The sequence below is a fragment of the Pseudomonas sp. G(2018) genome (assembly GCF_005502415.1).
Taxonomy (GTDB): Bacteria; Pseudomonadota; Gammaproteobacteria; order Pseudomonadales; family Pseudomonadaceae; genus Aquipseudomonas.
Window position 1 is genome coordinate 1 of record NZ_SCOO01000065.1, and the last position, 13,883, is coordinate 13,883.

The following is a 13,883-nucleotide window of genomic DNA, read 5'->3' on the forward strand; positions in this document are numbered from 1 at the left end:
TTTTCAACTTTGGCATCGGGACGCATCATGGCCGCTGGCTTCTGAAAGAGATCGGGAGCACAGCATCAGGCATCAAATCGCGACTTTGAATGTGGGGTTCGTGGAGCGGTTACTCACCATTGGAGTACCGCTGGTCTCCGACTTCACAGCCGGCGCCGCAACAGCCGCGATAGAGGCGCTTGTGAGCAGGGCAAAAACCAGAGAGTAGAAATAACCAGTACGCATAAATGACGCTCCATGACATCGATTGAGAAAGCAGCTTTTCCGAAGCTGCCTCCCAAACTTAGGCGATGAATGGAGGGTGTCAAAAATGTGTCAGTTACAGAATATGTAGTGCGAAACCCGCGTCATCTCGCTAGAAAATAGTCACCCGTTCGCTACACATCAAATAACAAAACTCATGTCATTGAGGGTCAGGTGAATCATTCAGTTTTCCGACGCAAAGACCAAAATTTTGCAGTAGAAAAATTGAATACCACTATGAGTGGAATGAGTGCAATTTGTACATAAAACGGATCAAACCCAGTTTTGGAAACCACATAGTGCAGTGCCAGCACATTCAAACCGATCGAGAGAAACCCAGAAAACAAATACTTCAAAAATCGAGACTTGAAATCGAGCTTATCCTCTGGTTTGAATACCCAAGAATGATTCAAGCAGTAGGTAAGAACCATCCCAAGCAACGACACAAGGACTATCGCCACAAGGTAGTTAATCTTTAATATTCGCACACACAAGTAGAACAAAATGAATGTAAAGACGAAATTCACTCCCCCAACGAGAGTAAATTTCGAAAATTCGAGCCTAAGATTTTTCACCCAGTAGTCCACCGACATATTGACTCAGAATTTGTCTCTAATGACATAATTTGGACGTTTTCTCACTTCTTCATTAATACGCCAAATATACTCACCGATTACGCCTAGCATGACCATTATCAGCCCGCCAATCAACAAAATCGCGATCATGATCGGAGCCCAGCCTGCGAATGGGGTTTCACCACGTAGCCAGCTAACGACAATACTTGCGCTATACAGAACACCAAGAAATGAAGTAAGCAGCCCTGCCATCGAAATAAATCGAATAGGCAAGTAAGAGGCATCCAGAACGGCATCCAGAAAATTTTTCAATTTTTTTGAAAAATTATACTGCGATTTACCGATAGTTCGTTTGAGCCTGACGTAAGGAATAAAACTAGTGCGATAGCCGGTCCATAGCAAATCACCTTGGAAAAACCTGTGTCGAACATCGATGGCGTTGAAAACATCCATTACCTTTCGATCCATCAACACAAAGTCGAAGCCCCCCGGCGGAATTTGCGGAAGCGCCATCCGCAAAACTCCATACGCGAATCGGGAATAGAGTTTTGAAAAAAATGAATCAGAGCGATCTGTGCGATGGCAAATAACAATCTCAGAACCGGTTTGCCACTTCTCTATCATCTGAGGAATCAATTCGACAGGATCCTGCATATCTGCCGAAATATTGATGATTGCATCTCCGGTGGCTTCTTTGAAGCCCGCCAACATGGCCGCCATCTGACCAAAGTTTCGTGTAAAAGTAACTCCCTTGACTTGAGGGTCCCTTTCTTTCAAGGACAGAATCTCACGCAGTGACCCGTCTTTTGAGCCGTCATCGACAAAAACGATTTCGTACTCATGTTCTGGGAGATCTTTCGAAAATACAGAGACTAACTTCTCATAGGTTTTCGAAATTGCGCCCTCATTGTGGTACACAGGGATCACAAAGGAGATTTTCATTTACACATGCCTCTAATGATAAAAAAGAACCTCAACGCGTACCGCTGAGGCTTCTTTAAGTAAATCAATACTTTATTTTGGTCTATACATTATAAATTTACGTCCTAGACCATTTACCCTCGCCACAACCTGATAATCAGCTGGAAAATTAATACCTACACTACCGAGTATGGATGGGATGTCAAGGGTGGGGTCTACATCCAATAGAACGAAAGATTTCTTAAGACGAGCCGGATACGAGAACGTCAGCGCTTGCCTGGTATAAGCATTAGCACGCTCACTAAGGCAGCAGGGATAGACAGGGTGCCCGGGGGACCGCCCACCTAACGCGTATACGAGTCCGGGAATCTCCCTAAAAGCGATTATATCATCGCCGGGTTGAAACCCATTAGCTCTAGCCGCAACTGAAAGCGCCTGGATTACACTGCTAGTTTCAGCATCAAGATTCAAAATATATGCTGGATTCCCGACAGGTGTAGGAACACTCTGATCATATAAACTCAGAGGCTTAAGTTGTGCTGGCGCAAACGTACCGCCCTGAACCACATGACTACAAACATAAGTAGACACACCGATTACAACGACTGCCATTAGACCGACACCGGCTCCAGTGCGAACAATCAATATCGTAAGAAGTAAAAAAATCGCTCCAAACCAAGGAACCGCATAAAACTGAATCACATTGAAGACTGGATTCGACGTACCGAATGATCCAGTAACAGGGGCGATCAACAAAAAGAGAAAAAGCAAAAGCGTTTTATCAAGATAAAACAACTTTGAAACAATTTTAAATGACCCGAGCAAATACAGGACACCTAGCAATAAAATCCAAGCAAGCTCAAAGGCAAGATAAGGCCTTGTACGACCCTCAACTGGAGAAGTCAAAAAACGATCTGGAACATCAACATTCAAACCATCATCAAAGGAAATCACCAGCGCCAATACGACTACACTCCAAATCAACAAACGCCAGAAACGCTGTGCATCAGGAAAATTGCTAACCTTATTGAAAGCCACACCAACTCCTGCGCCCAAAACAATCATCAGGTAGCACGGCCAGTATTCAAATAACGCCGTGTATAACAACACCAAAAGGTCTTTAGGATAGGTTAAAAGCTTATCAATCGGATTATGATGCCCTAGAGCTTGATAAAGACTCCAGCCTTCTTTAAATAACTCCAATGTTCGCGTCGGTGTCTGTTCGAAGGCAAAATAAATAACAAGCCAAACCAAGAAGCCAATTAAAATTGACATCAGGAGGCGTAACCGTACGAAGAACGCAACATCTCTTTGCAGCAAAGTGAAGGCAATTGCACAGAGCAACAACGGTATTGCTGTAGGAAACTTAAAAAAAAAGCGTTAACCCAAAAATGACTCCTGCTGCAAAATATGCGATGTAGGGCAACAATTTTTTTCTTGTCGGATCCAGGCACGCCAGGCCAATACAGATGAACCCTGCAAACAAATTCACTACAACGGCCGTAAAGGTGTAATAGCTTGGCGTAAGATAAGACCATTGATAATGGAGGAGAGAGCCTGCCACAATAAACAGTAAAGAATAGTACTTCAGATACTTTATACGAACAGCTTCAGACTGCAACGCCAGCAATAACTTTAAAAACCCATACCAAAATACAACTGCGGACAAGATGACCAAAACAACGCCAGCCTGCCTGTATAAAACAGGGTTGTAATTAACCAACATGAAAAGATGACCGGTGAAAGAGAAAATCGCCGAAACATTTTGCTGTATCTCGCCTGGATAACGGGAGGCTAATAGATAAATACCCTCATCGCCGAATCCTAGCCCCTTATCCGCCGCCCACAAAACAACAGAAATCGTTATTAATATCCCCACCCCAAATATAGATAAAGGGAGAACGTTAAACGCATTTCTACTTATCATTGATGCGACTTTCCTTAGACTCGGCACCGCCCCCCTTGAGTAAGGGGAGGCATAAATCGTTATCTCTACTTAGACTAAAGCAGCGCCAAGAGTTTAATCCCCTCGCTCGCACATCAAAAAAACACTTGAACACAAGTCAGGATAGAGCTGGCCAAGCTTGTAACAGCCCTCCAGATACTCCTCTGAAATAATGTCTGTATTCAGCAATTTGTCCCACTGAAAGTTAGCGAGTGCCTTGAAGAAAATACCCGTCCGATGGACAACCTTTAGTCCAGCTGCTACTGCATCACGCTCCAAGGTATCGAGCGAGTATGTGCACCGATGCCCATGCTCTAGTTCAGCAGGAGTGACCGCTGAGTTATGAGAAATCAAACCCATCTTGACGGCTATCTGCCGAGACGGTGCGTTGGCATTCGGGCAAACCAGGAAGAATCTACCACCCTCAGCGAGCCATTCATCATTGATTCGTTTGAGCACTCGTACTGGATCATCAATATGTTCCAACACATGAGTTAGAACGATATTGTCGTACCGCTTCGGTAATTCCGCAGTCTCAAATAATGAATGGATAAACTTAACTTTATCACCGAGTTTTTGCTTTGCTTCTTCGATGGCTACTTCGGAAGCTTCTACGCAAGTGACATCATCGAAGTGCTCTAGAAAACGTCGAGTGAAATCACCTTTGAAACTACCCAATTCAAGCAGACTACCATTGTTGAAAAATGGTTTAAACGAGCGAATCATATAGGGATGCATAACGTCAAAATCGAAACTATACGCATACTGGTGATCGGCAGTATCCTTGATCTCGACATTGTAATCGCGTTGCGTTTCCATCTTGATTTCCTTCGCCATTGTCAAACACATAGTCGCCGAACAGGCGTCTTTTTTCTTGATTTTGAAACCGTGCTTCTGATAAAGGTGCGTCGCAGCCTGGTTTCGCTCGTCCACTTCCAACTCAATTTGCACAAACCCAAGCTTGCTCACATGATCAATGCAGCACTTAATCAACTGTGAGGCTATACCTTGCCCCCCCCACTGTGAAAGGACGCTAACGCTGGTTATGTAGGCAAGAGGATTAGCCTTTTCGTTGCAATAGACTGCGACCAACCCGACCAACTCCCCTTCTACCCACCCTTCGAAGCGCGTAGATTTTTCGGCAATCTTGCTCGCGTAGCTACCGATATCGACTCGACCGCTCAACGGGGGGACGAACACAGGGTCACAAGCTAGAAGATGAGCCGCGATCTGCTCGACTGATGCTTTATTTAAACTGATTTCCAGTGCCATGCTCAAACTTCCAGCACGGCCAAACCGAAGCCGTAGCGCCCAAATTCGTTGCCATTGTAGAGCAAGTAAACTTTTCCGTCGCACTCGAATACGTGTGGATAGCACTGCATTTCGCTGTCCCATTCACCATGGGTACCTTCGAGTTGTGGGTGTTCGTCGTCGCGCGTCCAGCTTACCAGATCCTTCGACCAGGCATGACCGATACGGTAACCGCGCCCGTTGCCCTTGCGGAAATCAAAGGATTCGCGATAGCAGAAAAACATATGGAAGCACCCGTCGATTTCTACCACCGTGGGTAATGCCTGGCTTTCATCCTGCCCCAATCGGTCAGAAATGATCCGTCGCGATTCCTCTTTAACCCAATTTATACCATCACAGGACGTCGCATGACCGATCTTGTAGGTACGGTCCGGCGCTGCGTCAGGCGCGTATTTTTTCCATCCAGTACCGAAGATGTACCACATATGAAAAACATCATCGACGACCTTCACAAACCCATCGCCAACCAAACAAGGTTCATGCAGGGAAGCAGCTAAGACAGGGCCATTGCCTATGCGCTCGAAAGTAAGGCCATCATCGTGACTGATAGCTAGGCCGACAGCTGTGTCCACCGACACCGAAGCGCGTCGATTCCATCCGCAGGTATAGCCCAATATGATATCGCCATGCCGCAATACGCTCATCGGAAAAATACCGTGCTCGTCAAAACAGCCTAGTTCGCCAAGCGGAATAACCGTCTTATCAGACACACCGATGATATCGCGAAAATTTTTACGCATATCAACATAGGCAATATGGCTTAGGTACTTTCCGTTACTTTTGTCAATTGCACGGGTGGAAAAATAGATGCGTACGAAGTCATGAAACAACAGCACTTGAGGCGACTGGGCAAACAGCACACAGTCATTAGGCAACGAGTGCTGCGTAGGGTCGAAAATCTTACCGAGCTTTTTCCACTTCATTGCTTACTCCAGGTTACCCTCAAGCACCGCCAAACCAAAACCGTTACGGCCAACTTGATCACCGAGATATGCCATATAGGTTTTGCCATCCAAATTGAACACATGCGGATAGCTGATCATTTCAGAGTCCCAGCCCTGATCTGATACATCTATTCCCGCCTTGCTATCATCTCTGACCCAGTCAATAAGATTAATGCTAGAGGCGTATCCAATTCGATACCCATTCTGTTTTCCGCGATAGTGGCTACTGTAACGATAGCAAAAAAACATATGGTATTTTCCATTAGCGAAAAATACATCCGGACTTGCCTGCGCTTCGTCCTCCTCAATCCGACTCGAAATCAAATCCTTATTGCTTTTACTCCAACACACACCATCAGTTGAAGTTGCCATTCGAATTTTATATACCGGTTCCGCGCGTCCATCGACCAGCTTCCACTTACGACCGGCAATATAGAATAGATGCCAAATTCCGTTGAATTTACGAATTTTTGGACCACTCAGTACAAAAGGCTCGTCGGGTGTGTAACTCAACACAGGACCATTGCCTAGCTTGCTAAAGGTCTTGCCACTGTCGTGACTAATTGCACAGCCGATAGCTACGTTGAACGGCACAGACTCACAGCGTGTCCAGCCGGCGTAGTAAGCACGAACATCTTCCCCATCCCTGATCACCGATACAGGGTAGATACCGAACTCGTCGAACTCGCCTACCCCCCCCAACCCCAAGATAGGCTGCTCTGCTACGTCCCGCACTGAAAATAAATCATGGCGATCGAGATCGACATATGCGGAATAACTCACGTACTTGCCATCGGCATCTGCTGGCGGACGACAAGAGAAAAAAATACGGACAACGTCGTCAAGAATCAACGATGCAGGTGCCTGGGCAAACTCTTTAAGCCAAGGTCGCCCACTTACTTCCTGCGGGGTAAATACTTTACCCAATTTTTTCCACTGGAACATGGCTATATTAATTCATAGTTAGTGAATATATACTCGCGAACAGCACCGAGCGAATTGAACATCAATACATCGATAATGGATAACCAAGGAACAAATGGATTACCGAACTGAGCATACTCAATAGGCTTCGATTTAATGAATTTTAACTCAACACCCTGCCCCTTGAATGCATCAACTGAATAAAGTTCCATTCCTCCAGATGCATTTATATAAGTATCCGCAATCACTGACTGGCAAAGCGCTAGAACCTTATCTTGACCTTTCAAATCATGATCAATGCTAATAGCTGACGAGACTCGAATTTCTGTTTTTACATCAAGATATCTACAGATCTCCACGATGGACCTGTGAATATAGGCGAACAGATTACGCTCCCCGCTCAACAATATTGTTTCAAGCAGTGGAAAAACTTCCGAAAAAAACGGGGCGCGACTATAAGCACCTTTGAACTGGGCTAATAGCTTATCTGGACAAAAATCATCAGCCAGATGGCGCTCTATCACGTCAAGTGAGTCAGAAGCTTTTTTTAGTGGCAACGAAAAAACAGTATCCGTCCCATTCAAAAGCATACGATTTCGATTAATCCAGCCTTTTTTAGTGTATTTTATATTGTCATACAGAATGAACACATCTGCAGCAGCAATTAGCTGAAAATAGCCTACATAAGGAAAAAAGTACGGCTGCATGATGGCGAGCTTCATTGCCAACCACCGCAGAACGTTTTAGTATAGGGATGCTCCACACCTACACCCCTCTAATAAACGAGCAAATTTCATCGACGACTTCAATTTCCAAGTCAGGATAAATAGGGAGGCACAGCACTTGTAGTGCCGCCGAAGTCGCCAAGGGCAGATTTTCTCGATGAGAGGATGGCAAACCACGATACATCGGAAACTCTGATATTAGCGGATAAAAATATCGCCGCGGGTGGATGCCACGATCTTTAAGCCGCTGATAAAGGTCATCTCGGGAAATTGGATAATCGCTTCCTATAAGAATCGGGAAATATGCATAATTTGCAACTTTCTCGCCCGATCCCCCCAGGCATCGAACACCGGCAACATCGCTTAGACGCTCACGATAAGCAGCGTCGATAAGTTGGCGGCGCGCTAAAAAAACGTCAATGTGCTTTAGCTGCAACAAGCCAAGCGCGGCATTAAACTCGCTCATCTTGCCATTGATACCGGGAGCAACAACATTCATTTCTCCTACATGCCCAAAATTCTTTAACTGATCAATGCGAATTTTTGTCTTAGCATCTGGGCATATAATCGCTCCACCTTCAAAAGTATTAAATACTTTTGTCGCATGAAAACTTAATACCGACAGATCACCATGCCGCAATATACTTCCGCCCTCATCCTGTACACCAAAGGCATGCGCCGCATCATAAATAATCTTTAAATTATAATTATCAGCAATCTTTTGAATTGTGTCCACGTCGCAAGGATGGCCATAGCAATGAACGGGCATGATGGCGGTAGTCTGCGGAGTAATAGCTGACTCGATTTTAGCAGGATCAATATTGAGCGTTTTCGGGTCAACATCCACGAAGACCGGCTTAATTCCGTTCCAAAGCAAAGAATGAGAGGTCGCGACAAATGAATAGGGGGTGGTAATGACCTCTCCAGTGACCCGTAGAGCTTGCAGGGCCGTAACGAGGGCAACGGTACCATTGGTAAACAAGCAGATGTGCTCTACACCGAAATACTCACATAATGACCGCTCCAACTCTTGGTGAAATGGACCACCATTCGTGAGAACTTTATTGCTCCAAATTTTCTCTAAATACGGAATAAATTCATCAAGCGGCGGCAGCGTTGGCTTGGTAACAAAAATGTCGTCTTTTTTCATGAAACTCACCAATATATTAAAAGGCAGCTATCGCTAAATAATAATGCGTGATTTTTCCAGTATGATGCCACCGTCGCATCAGGTACCTTCTCGTAAAATTTCGCAGGCTTGAGCAGCTAAACGTCCTGACCTGAGAGGTTTTAATAGCTGTTGATGACGTCGTATTTTATAACTGCCTGCACCTTCCGCCGTATCCCAACTTGCGACAACCTGGTAATGCTCGGACAGATTAATTCCGGAGTCTTTGAGCAGTTCCCCAGAGAGCGCACGAGGTCCATCAGGCTCTAGAAGTAACCAAGCAGAAGCCAGTTTACCGCATGGAACACGTCGCAGGCCAAGTTTAGCAACCTCCAGGCTACCGGGGTATCCGCCAGCAATCCAGGGATACCCAATGCTCTCTGCCCGCAAGGCATATAGCAACGTCGGCGATTGGCCTGTGAGGTCAATTATCGGTGTACCTGACTCAAATCCTGCCGTACTGGCGAACTCTACTGCCTCATTGACGTAGTTGGCATAACCGTCAGACAAGAAAAGCAATGATCCTGGCTGCCCGACTTCGGTAGACGAATGGTTTAACCGCAAGGCTTCTGCTTGTCGGTATGGATTTTCCAACCCGGTTTGCAACAGCAACACCGTAATAATTTGAGCGATTAGCGCCAAGGGAAAAAACGCAATCCGCATATGTCTATTTGAAAGGCTACCAGAGATAAAAACCAAGCCAGCGAGTACCCAAAATATCCCGGCATAACTACCAACCTGCCAATAATTTCCGTTAGTCCCGAATGCAAATGCATGAGGAAAGACAACAAAAATTAACGAGAGCGCGCACTGAGCGCCACTGAGCTTGAAGCGCGCCTTATAAAAATATGAGATCACCCCGAAAGCAATCGTCCCCAAAGGAACTGCCCATATTATTAGCCCCTGAAAAGCACCTCCACTAAGACTATATACCCTCTCCCCACATATTGTGCTGATACAGAATGCCAAAAATAATCCCGAAAGTACGACTCCGGCGACTTTCAAGAAGATATTTGAAGCACATACAAAATAAGTCACGAAAAAAGACGTTACCACCAGAGTGCAAAAAACAAGAAATTCTTGATGACTTAGACTGAACTCATCAACTCGAAATATCTGGCTAAGCGAATACCCTGCACCAACAAGAGCGGAAAACTCGACTCCGGTTCTCAAGCGAGAAATAAAACCAGCAACTGACCCATCAATGGCCAATGCGCTTGAAACCAACAGCACTAACACAACACCCAACGAAAGTAGCAGCAAATTAAGATTTAACTTTCGACTCAAGAGTATGTAGGTGATTGCGCACACCCCCATCGCAGCGGCCAACGGAGGCTTCGCCATAAATGCAAGCCAACCACCCAAACCTATCAAAACCCAACCCAATATACTGCTAGAGGTCCGCTTAACCTCGGCCAATAGTAACCCACTCGCAACAATTAGCATCGCTTGCAAGCCTAAGCTATTATAACTCGGTGTAGGTATCCATGGAGCAAAGTAAGCAAGTGAAACCACGGCAAAGCCTGCAGACAATGCTAACCGCTGAAAATCAACTTGCGCAGAATCATAAGTAGATTTCTTGAACAGGGTATTGATCAGGAACCACGCCAAAAAAAACACAACTAAAATATTTACTTGCCTTAGTCGTGCGATGTCTCCATTCAGCAATAGGTATAGAGGGTGGTAAATAAATCCGAATTGAGTTATAGACCAGTCATAATTGAAAGGATTAGACATCCATACGAGATAGTAACCTTCATCCGAAAATTCTAGCCCGTAGTTGGCATAATTCAGCAGCCAACCTAAAATAAAAATAGTGCCGACCATCAAGAAAACGAGTAAACAGCTCTCCCAGCCCCTTGAACCGAGACGGCTTACCCCTTTAATTTCCATTGCCTGCACTTTAGACGCCCGCCACTGTAAAAATAGGGCAGTTTAATCTGCGAAAGAGAAAACGTCACCCTTTCAGCTCAGCTTTCTTACGGTCCTCTGAAGTAGCCAAAAAACGTCTCGCGAGTGGCCTTGGCCGTAAGATTTTTTGCCTCATCAGACAGAGGCAGCAAGCACTACCCCGCTTCTCTCTCATGAGGTGGAAGGCCTCATAAAACTGAGCCACCACGGTTGCTGGGGCAAAAGGACCACGCTATTTACAGACCTTCATCAAATTTCCAAAATGGAAAATCGTCACCTATGGATGGTCTGAAGTAGCCAGGTGTTTCTGGCCAACTTCGGCCACCGACGATTTTGAAAGTGACGAGTTGATCCAAAACGCTCAGATCACTCACTCATTCCTGTCTTTATTAGCCGCTGCGAGCACCTCGCGGCGGCTATTCCCCACATTACAGGCGCACCTCTCCTGCATTGCTCAGTAAATGTCGGCGGGCCATCCACAGATTCGACAGCGCAAACAGCGTCACCAGCTGTGCCGTGTTCTTGGCCAAGCCACGGAAGCGCGTCTTCACATAACCGAACTGGCGTTTGATCACCCGGAACGGGTGCTCGACCTTCGCCCTTATCTGCGCCTTGGCTTTTTCGATCTTGCGCTTGGCTTTGTACAGGACGCTGCGCTTGCCCAGTTTCTGGTAGGTGCTGCGCCGGGCGGCAATCTGCCAGATGACCTGGCGACCTTCATGCTCGGGGCGTTTCTCCACTCCGGTATAACGTAACCGCTCCATGAACCCCACATTCAAAGCGCCTATCTGATCCCGGATGCTGTGCTCCCGATTCACTCAGGAGCGAGTTCGTCATGATGCGACCCGATGCCAAAGTCGAAAAGTGTATCTGTACCCCAAACCCGTCGACTTCCGAAAATCCATTGATGGCCTGGCCGCGCTGGTCGAACTGGACATCCAGGTCGCCGTGTTCGACCCCGTGCTTTTTGTCTTTCTCAACAAGCCTCGCAACCGAGTGAAGATATTGTATTGCGAGCGCAACGGGTTCTGCCTTTGGCTCAAGCGCCTGGAATCCGAGCGATTCAAAACATCGCCTGATGCGACCGACGAGGTGATCGTCCTGACGGTTCGGGAACTCAACTGGATGCTCGACGGTTTCGACCTCTGGCGTAACCGTCCTCATCAGGTTTAGACGCCGCGATTCGTCGCCTGATTCGGTATAATCCAGGGCATGATTTCCATGTCCAAAGACCTTCCTGATGACCCCGTGCTACTCAAGCAACTACTTGAGCAAATGTTGAGTGAGCGCGAGTCTCACAAGGGTCGAATCGTTCATCTTGAAGAGGAAAACGCGCTGTTGCGTCAGCGATTGTTCGGACGCAAGTCCGAACAGTCGGCTGATCCGGTAACGTCGCAACTGGCCCTTTTCAATGAAGCGGAGAGCGTCGCCGAGCCCGTCGACGAAGCCGCAGAGGAAGAGGTCGTTGCGCCCACCAAGCGTCGTGGCAAACGCAAGCCTCTGCCCGCCGATCTGCCGCGCATCGAGATCATCCACGAACTTCCCGAGCATGAACTGACTTGCGCCTCCGGCTGCCGTAAACACGCCATCGGCGAAGAAGTCAGCGAGCAGCTTGAAATCGTGCCGATGCAGATCCGTGTGATCAAACATGTTCGTAAAGTTTATGTGTCAGTACCGATGCAAAACTGACCCACCCTACCGGTTGAAAACTGACCCACTTGGGCAAAATGCGGCTTTTGCGAGCTGCCCATGCTGTCCCAGGAGCAACACGTGGAAATCAGTGTTCTTATTCGTCAGGGTTTGTCTATTCGGGCCATCGCCCGGCAGATGGGCTGCTCACGCAATACCATTCGACGCCACCTCAAATTACAGGCCCAGCGCCAGCCCGTCGTCTATGGCCCGCGCGCGCAGCGCGTGGGCAAGCTTGTGCCTTTCGAGGCCTATCTGCGCCAGCGCGTAGAAGCCGCTCGACCCCATTGGATTCCCGCCATCGTCCTGTTGAGGGAGATCCGCGAACAGGGTTACGAAGGCGGATACTCCATTCTCACCAGCTTTCTGCTGACCTTGAAATCCAAGGCAAACGAAGCCGTCGTTCGCTTTGAAACCGAGCCCGGTGAGCAGATGCAGGTGGACTTCACCGTCATTCGGCCTGGCCGCGATCCACTGCTGGCATTCGTCGCGACACTGGGCTGGAGCCGTGCGACCTACGTCGTTTTCTCCCGTCGCGAAGACTCCGCCGCCTGGTGTTCCGGTATTGAAAAGGCGCTGCGTTTCTTCGGCGGTACGCCGCGAAAGCTACTCTTCGACAACGCCAAAACCATCATTCAGGAACGCGATGTGTATGGCCCCGGCAAACACCGCTGGAATACCGCGCTATTGAGTTTGGCAGAGCGCTACGGCTTCACACCGAAAGTCTGCCGGCCTTATCGGGCGCAGACCAAGGGCAAGGTCGAGCGCTTCAACCACTACTTGAAAAACAGCTTCGTCGTGCCACTGGCTGCGTCACTTAACCACGTCAACTTGCTGTTGGACGTTGAGGTCGCGAACAGCAAGATAGGCCCTTGGTTGATGGAGGTCGCCAATGCTCGCACCCATGCGACGACGGGTGAATACCCCAGAACCGACTGGATACCGAAGTGCACCACTTGTTGCCCCTGCCAGAGATTCAAGGGGTTGCGAGCAGCATGATTTCGCTCGTCCAACCCATGCCGGTGGAAAGCTTGCAGCATCCGCTCTCGGTCTATCAGGCATTGCTTGAGGTACGTCCATGAACCTTCAACATCTGCGCATCGAGTCTCTTTGCCAACAGTTCAAGCTGGACACTTTTGCGACGGACTGGCCGGCACTGGCCCAGCAAGCGGCCGAAAAAGAAACGAGCTATGCCGATTTTCTGGAGCAGCTTCTGCTGAGTGAGGATCGCGCTCGAAACGAGCGCCGGCGCCAGGTGCTGCTGCAACAATCCGGACTGCCAGCGGTGAAAACGGTTGAACAATACGACTTCAAATTCGCCAGCGGCGCACCGCAAAGTCAGATCCTGGAACTGGCCGGGCTGGCCTTCATCGAGCGTAAGGAAAACGTCGTGCTGCTCGGGCCTTCGGGCTCATCGGGAAGGTTGTCGGGCATGGAGATCATGCCGTGGATTATACCGAATCAGGCGACAAATCGAGGTGTCAAAACCTGATGTGGGCGGTTGCGCCACAGATCAAAACCATCGAG

General features: G+C 47.8%; 11 protein-coding genes and 5 pseudogenes. 4 read left to right on the forward strand and 12 right to left on the reverse strand.

The window, feature by feature from the left end:
* Positions 1-143: 143 nt before the first annotated feature.
* The 12 genes and pseudogenes from FFS64_RS31970 to FFS64_RS30435 all read right to left on the reverse strand — a co-directional run.
* A pseudogene (locus tag FFS64_RS31970) lies at positions 144-225 on the reverse strand (competence protein ComEA); the annotation flags it as partial.
* A 197-nt stretch (positions 226-422) separates the two neighbouring features.
* The gene (locus FFS64_RS32350; protein WP_137808356.1) at positions 423-836 is read right to left on the reverse strand and encodes a GtrA family protein; all 414 of its coding nucleotides are present in this window, start codon (positions 834-836) and stop codon (positions 423-425) included.
* Between the two features lie 6 nt (positions 837-842).
* Positions 843-1,760: a glycosyltransferase family 2 protein gene (locus FFS64_RS30390; RefSeq protein ID WP_137808357.1), complete on the reverse strand. Its 918-nt coding sequence runs from the start codon at positions 1,758-1,760 to the stop codon at positions 843-845.
* A gap of 72 nt (positions 1,761-1,832) precedes the next feature.
* Positions 1,833-3,014 (reverse strand): hypothetical protein, encoded by a 1,182-nt coding sequence (locus FFS64_RS30395; RefSeq protein WP_137808358.1) that lies wholly within the window; start codon positions 3,012-3,014, stop codon positions 1,833-1,835.
* 91 nt (positions 3,015-3,105) lie between these two features.
* On the reverse strand, positions 3,106-3,666 hold the full coding sequence (locus tag FFS64_RS30400) for a hypothetical protein (protein WP_137808359.1): 561 nt from the start codon (positions 3,664-3,666) through the stop codon (positions 3,106-3,108).
* Positions 3,667-3,759: 93 nt separating this feature from the next.
* Positions 3,760-4,956 carry a GNAT family N-acetyltransferase gene (locus FFS64_RS30405; protein WP_171017167.1) on the reverse strand — a complete coding sequence of 399 codons (1,197 nt, stop codon included), beginning with the start codon at positions 4,954-4,956 and terminating at the stop codon, positions 3,760-3,762.
* 2 nt (positions 4,957-4,958) lie between these two features.
* Positions 4,959-5,918 (reverse strand): hypothetical protein, encoded by a 960-nt coding sequence (locus tag FFS64_RS30410; RefSeq protein ID WP_137808361.1) that lies wholly within the window; start codon positions 5,916-5,918, stop codon positions 4,959-4,961.
* A 3-nt stretch (positions 5,919-5,921) separates the two neighbouring features.
* Positions 5,922-6,884: a glycosylase gene (locus FFS64_RS30415; protein ID WP_137808362.1), complete on the reverse strand. Its 963-nt coding sequence runs from the start codon at positions 6,882-6,884 to the stop codon at positions 5,922-5,924.
* Between the two features lie 2 nt (positions 6,885-6,886).
* Positions 6,887-7,585 (reverse strand): WbqC family protein, encoded by a 699-nt coding sequence (locus FFS64_RS30420; protein ID WP_137808363.1) that lies wholly within the window; start codon positions 7,583-7,585, stop codon positions 6,887-6,889.
* A gap of 43 nt (positions 7,586-7,628) precedes the next feature.
* Complete coding sequence (locus FFS64_RS30425) at positions 7,629-8,738, reverse strand: DegT/DnrJ/EryC1/StrS aminotransferase family protein (RefSeq protein ID WP_137808364.1); 1,110 nt, start codon at positions 8,736-8,738, stop codon at positions 7,629-7,631.
* A 78-nt stretch (positions 8,739-8,816) separates the two neighbouring features.
* Positions 8,817-10,649 carry a hypothetical protein gene (locus FFS64_RS30430; RefSeq protein WP_137808365.1) on the reverse strand — a complete coding sequence of 611 codons (1,833 nt, stop codon included), beginning with the start codon at positions 10,647-10,649 and terminating at the stop codon, positions 8,817-8,819.
* A 446-nt stretch (positions 10,650-11,095) separates the two neighbouring features.
* Positions 11,096-11,416, reverse strand: a pseudogene (locus FFS64_RS30435) (transposase); the annotation flags it as partial.
* Between the two features lie 115 nt (positions 11,417-11,531).
* On the opposite strand from FFS64_RS30435, the gene tnpB reads away from it, so the two are divergent.
* From tnpB to FFS64_RS30455, 4 genes and pseudogenes are all read left to right on the forward strand, one after another.
* Entirely contained in the window at positions 11,532-11,840 is a 309-nt protein-coding gene (tnpB, locus tag FFS64_RS30440; protein ID WP_256660584.1) for an IS66 family insertion sequence element accessory protein TnpB, read from the forward strand.
* Between the two features lie 39 nt (positions 11,841-11,879).
* Positions 11,880-12,332 (forward strand): annotated as a pseudogene (locus FFS64_RS30445) (IS66 family transposase zinc-finger binding domain-containing protein); the annotation flags it as partial.
* An 84-nt stretch (positions 12,333-12,416) separates the two neighbouring features.
* Positions 12,417-13,438: pseudogene (istA, locus tag FFS64_RS30450) on the forward strand (IS21 family transposase).
* Positions 13,435-13,767 (forward strand): annotated as a pseudogene (locus tag FFS64_RS30455) (ATP-binding protein); the annotation flags it as partial. The pseudogenes istA and FFS64_RS30455, both read left to right, overlap by 4 nt.
* Between the last annotated feature and the right edge of the window lie 116 nt (positions 13,768-13,883).

Coding starts and splice junctions, on each gene's coding strand:
- FFS64_RS30415 (WP_137808362.1), bottom strand. CDS start 6,884: ATGTTCCAGTGGAAAAAATTGGGTAAAGTATTTACCCCGCAGGAAGTA.
- FFS64_RS30400 (WP_137808359.1), bottom strand. CDS start 3,666: ATGATAAGTAGAAATGCGTTTAACGTTCTCCCTTTATCTATATTTGGG.
- FFS64_RS30410 (WP_137808361.1), bottom strand. CDS start 5,918: ATGAAGTGGAAAAAGCTCGGTAAGATTTTCGACCCTACGCAGCACTCG.
- FFS64_RS30425 (WP_137808364.1), bottom strand. CDS start 8,738: ATGAAAAAAGACGACATTTTTGTTACCAAGCCAACGCTGCCGCCGCTT.
- FFS64_RS30390 (WP_137808357.1), bottom strand. CDS start 1,760: ATGAAAATCTCCTTTGTGATCCCTGTGTACCACAATGAGGGCGCAATT.
- FFS64_RS30395 (WP_137808358.1), bottom strand. CDS start 3,014: ATGTCAATTTTAATTGGCTTCTTGGTTTGGCTTGTTATTTATTTTGCC.
- FFS64_RS30430 (WP_137808365.1), bottom strand. CDS start 10,649: ATGGAAATTAAAGGGGTAAGCCGTCTCGGTTCAAGGGGCTGGGAGAGC.
- FFS64_RS30420 (WP_137808363.1), bottom strand. CDS start 7,585: ATGAAGCTCGCCATCATGCAGCCGTACTTTTTTCCTTATGTAGGCTAT.
- FFS64_RS32350 (WP_137808356.1), bottom strand. CDS start 836: ATGTCGGTGGACTACTGGGTGAAAAATCTTAGGCTCGAATTTTCGAAA.
- FFS64_RS30405 (WP_171017167.1), bottom strand. CDS start 4,956: ATGGCACTGGAAATCAGTTTAAATAAAGCATCAGTCGAGCAGATCGCG.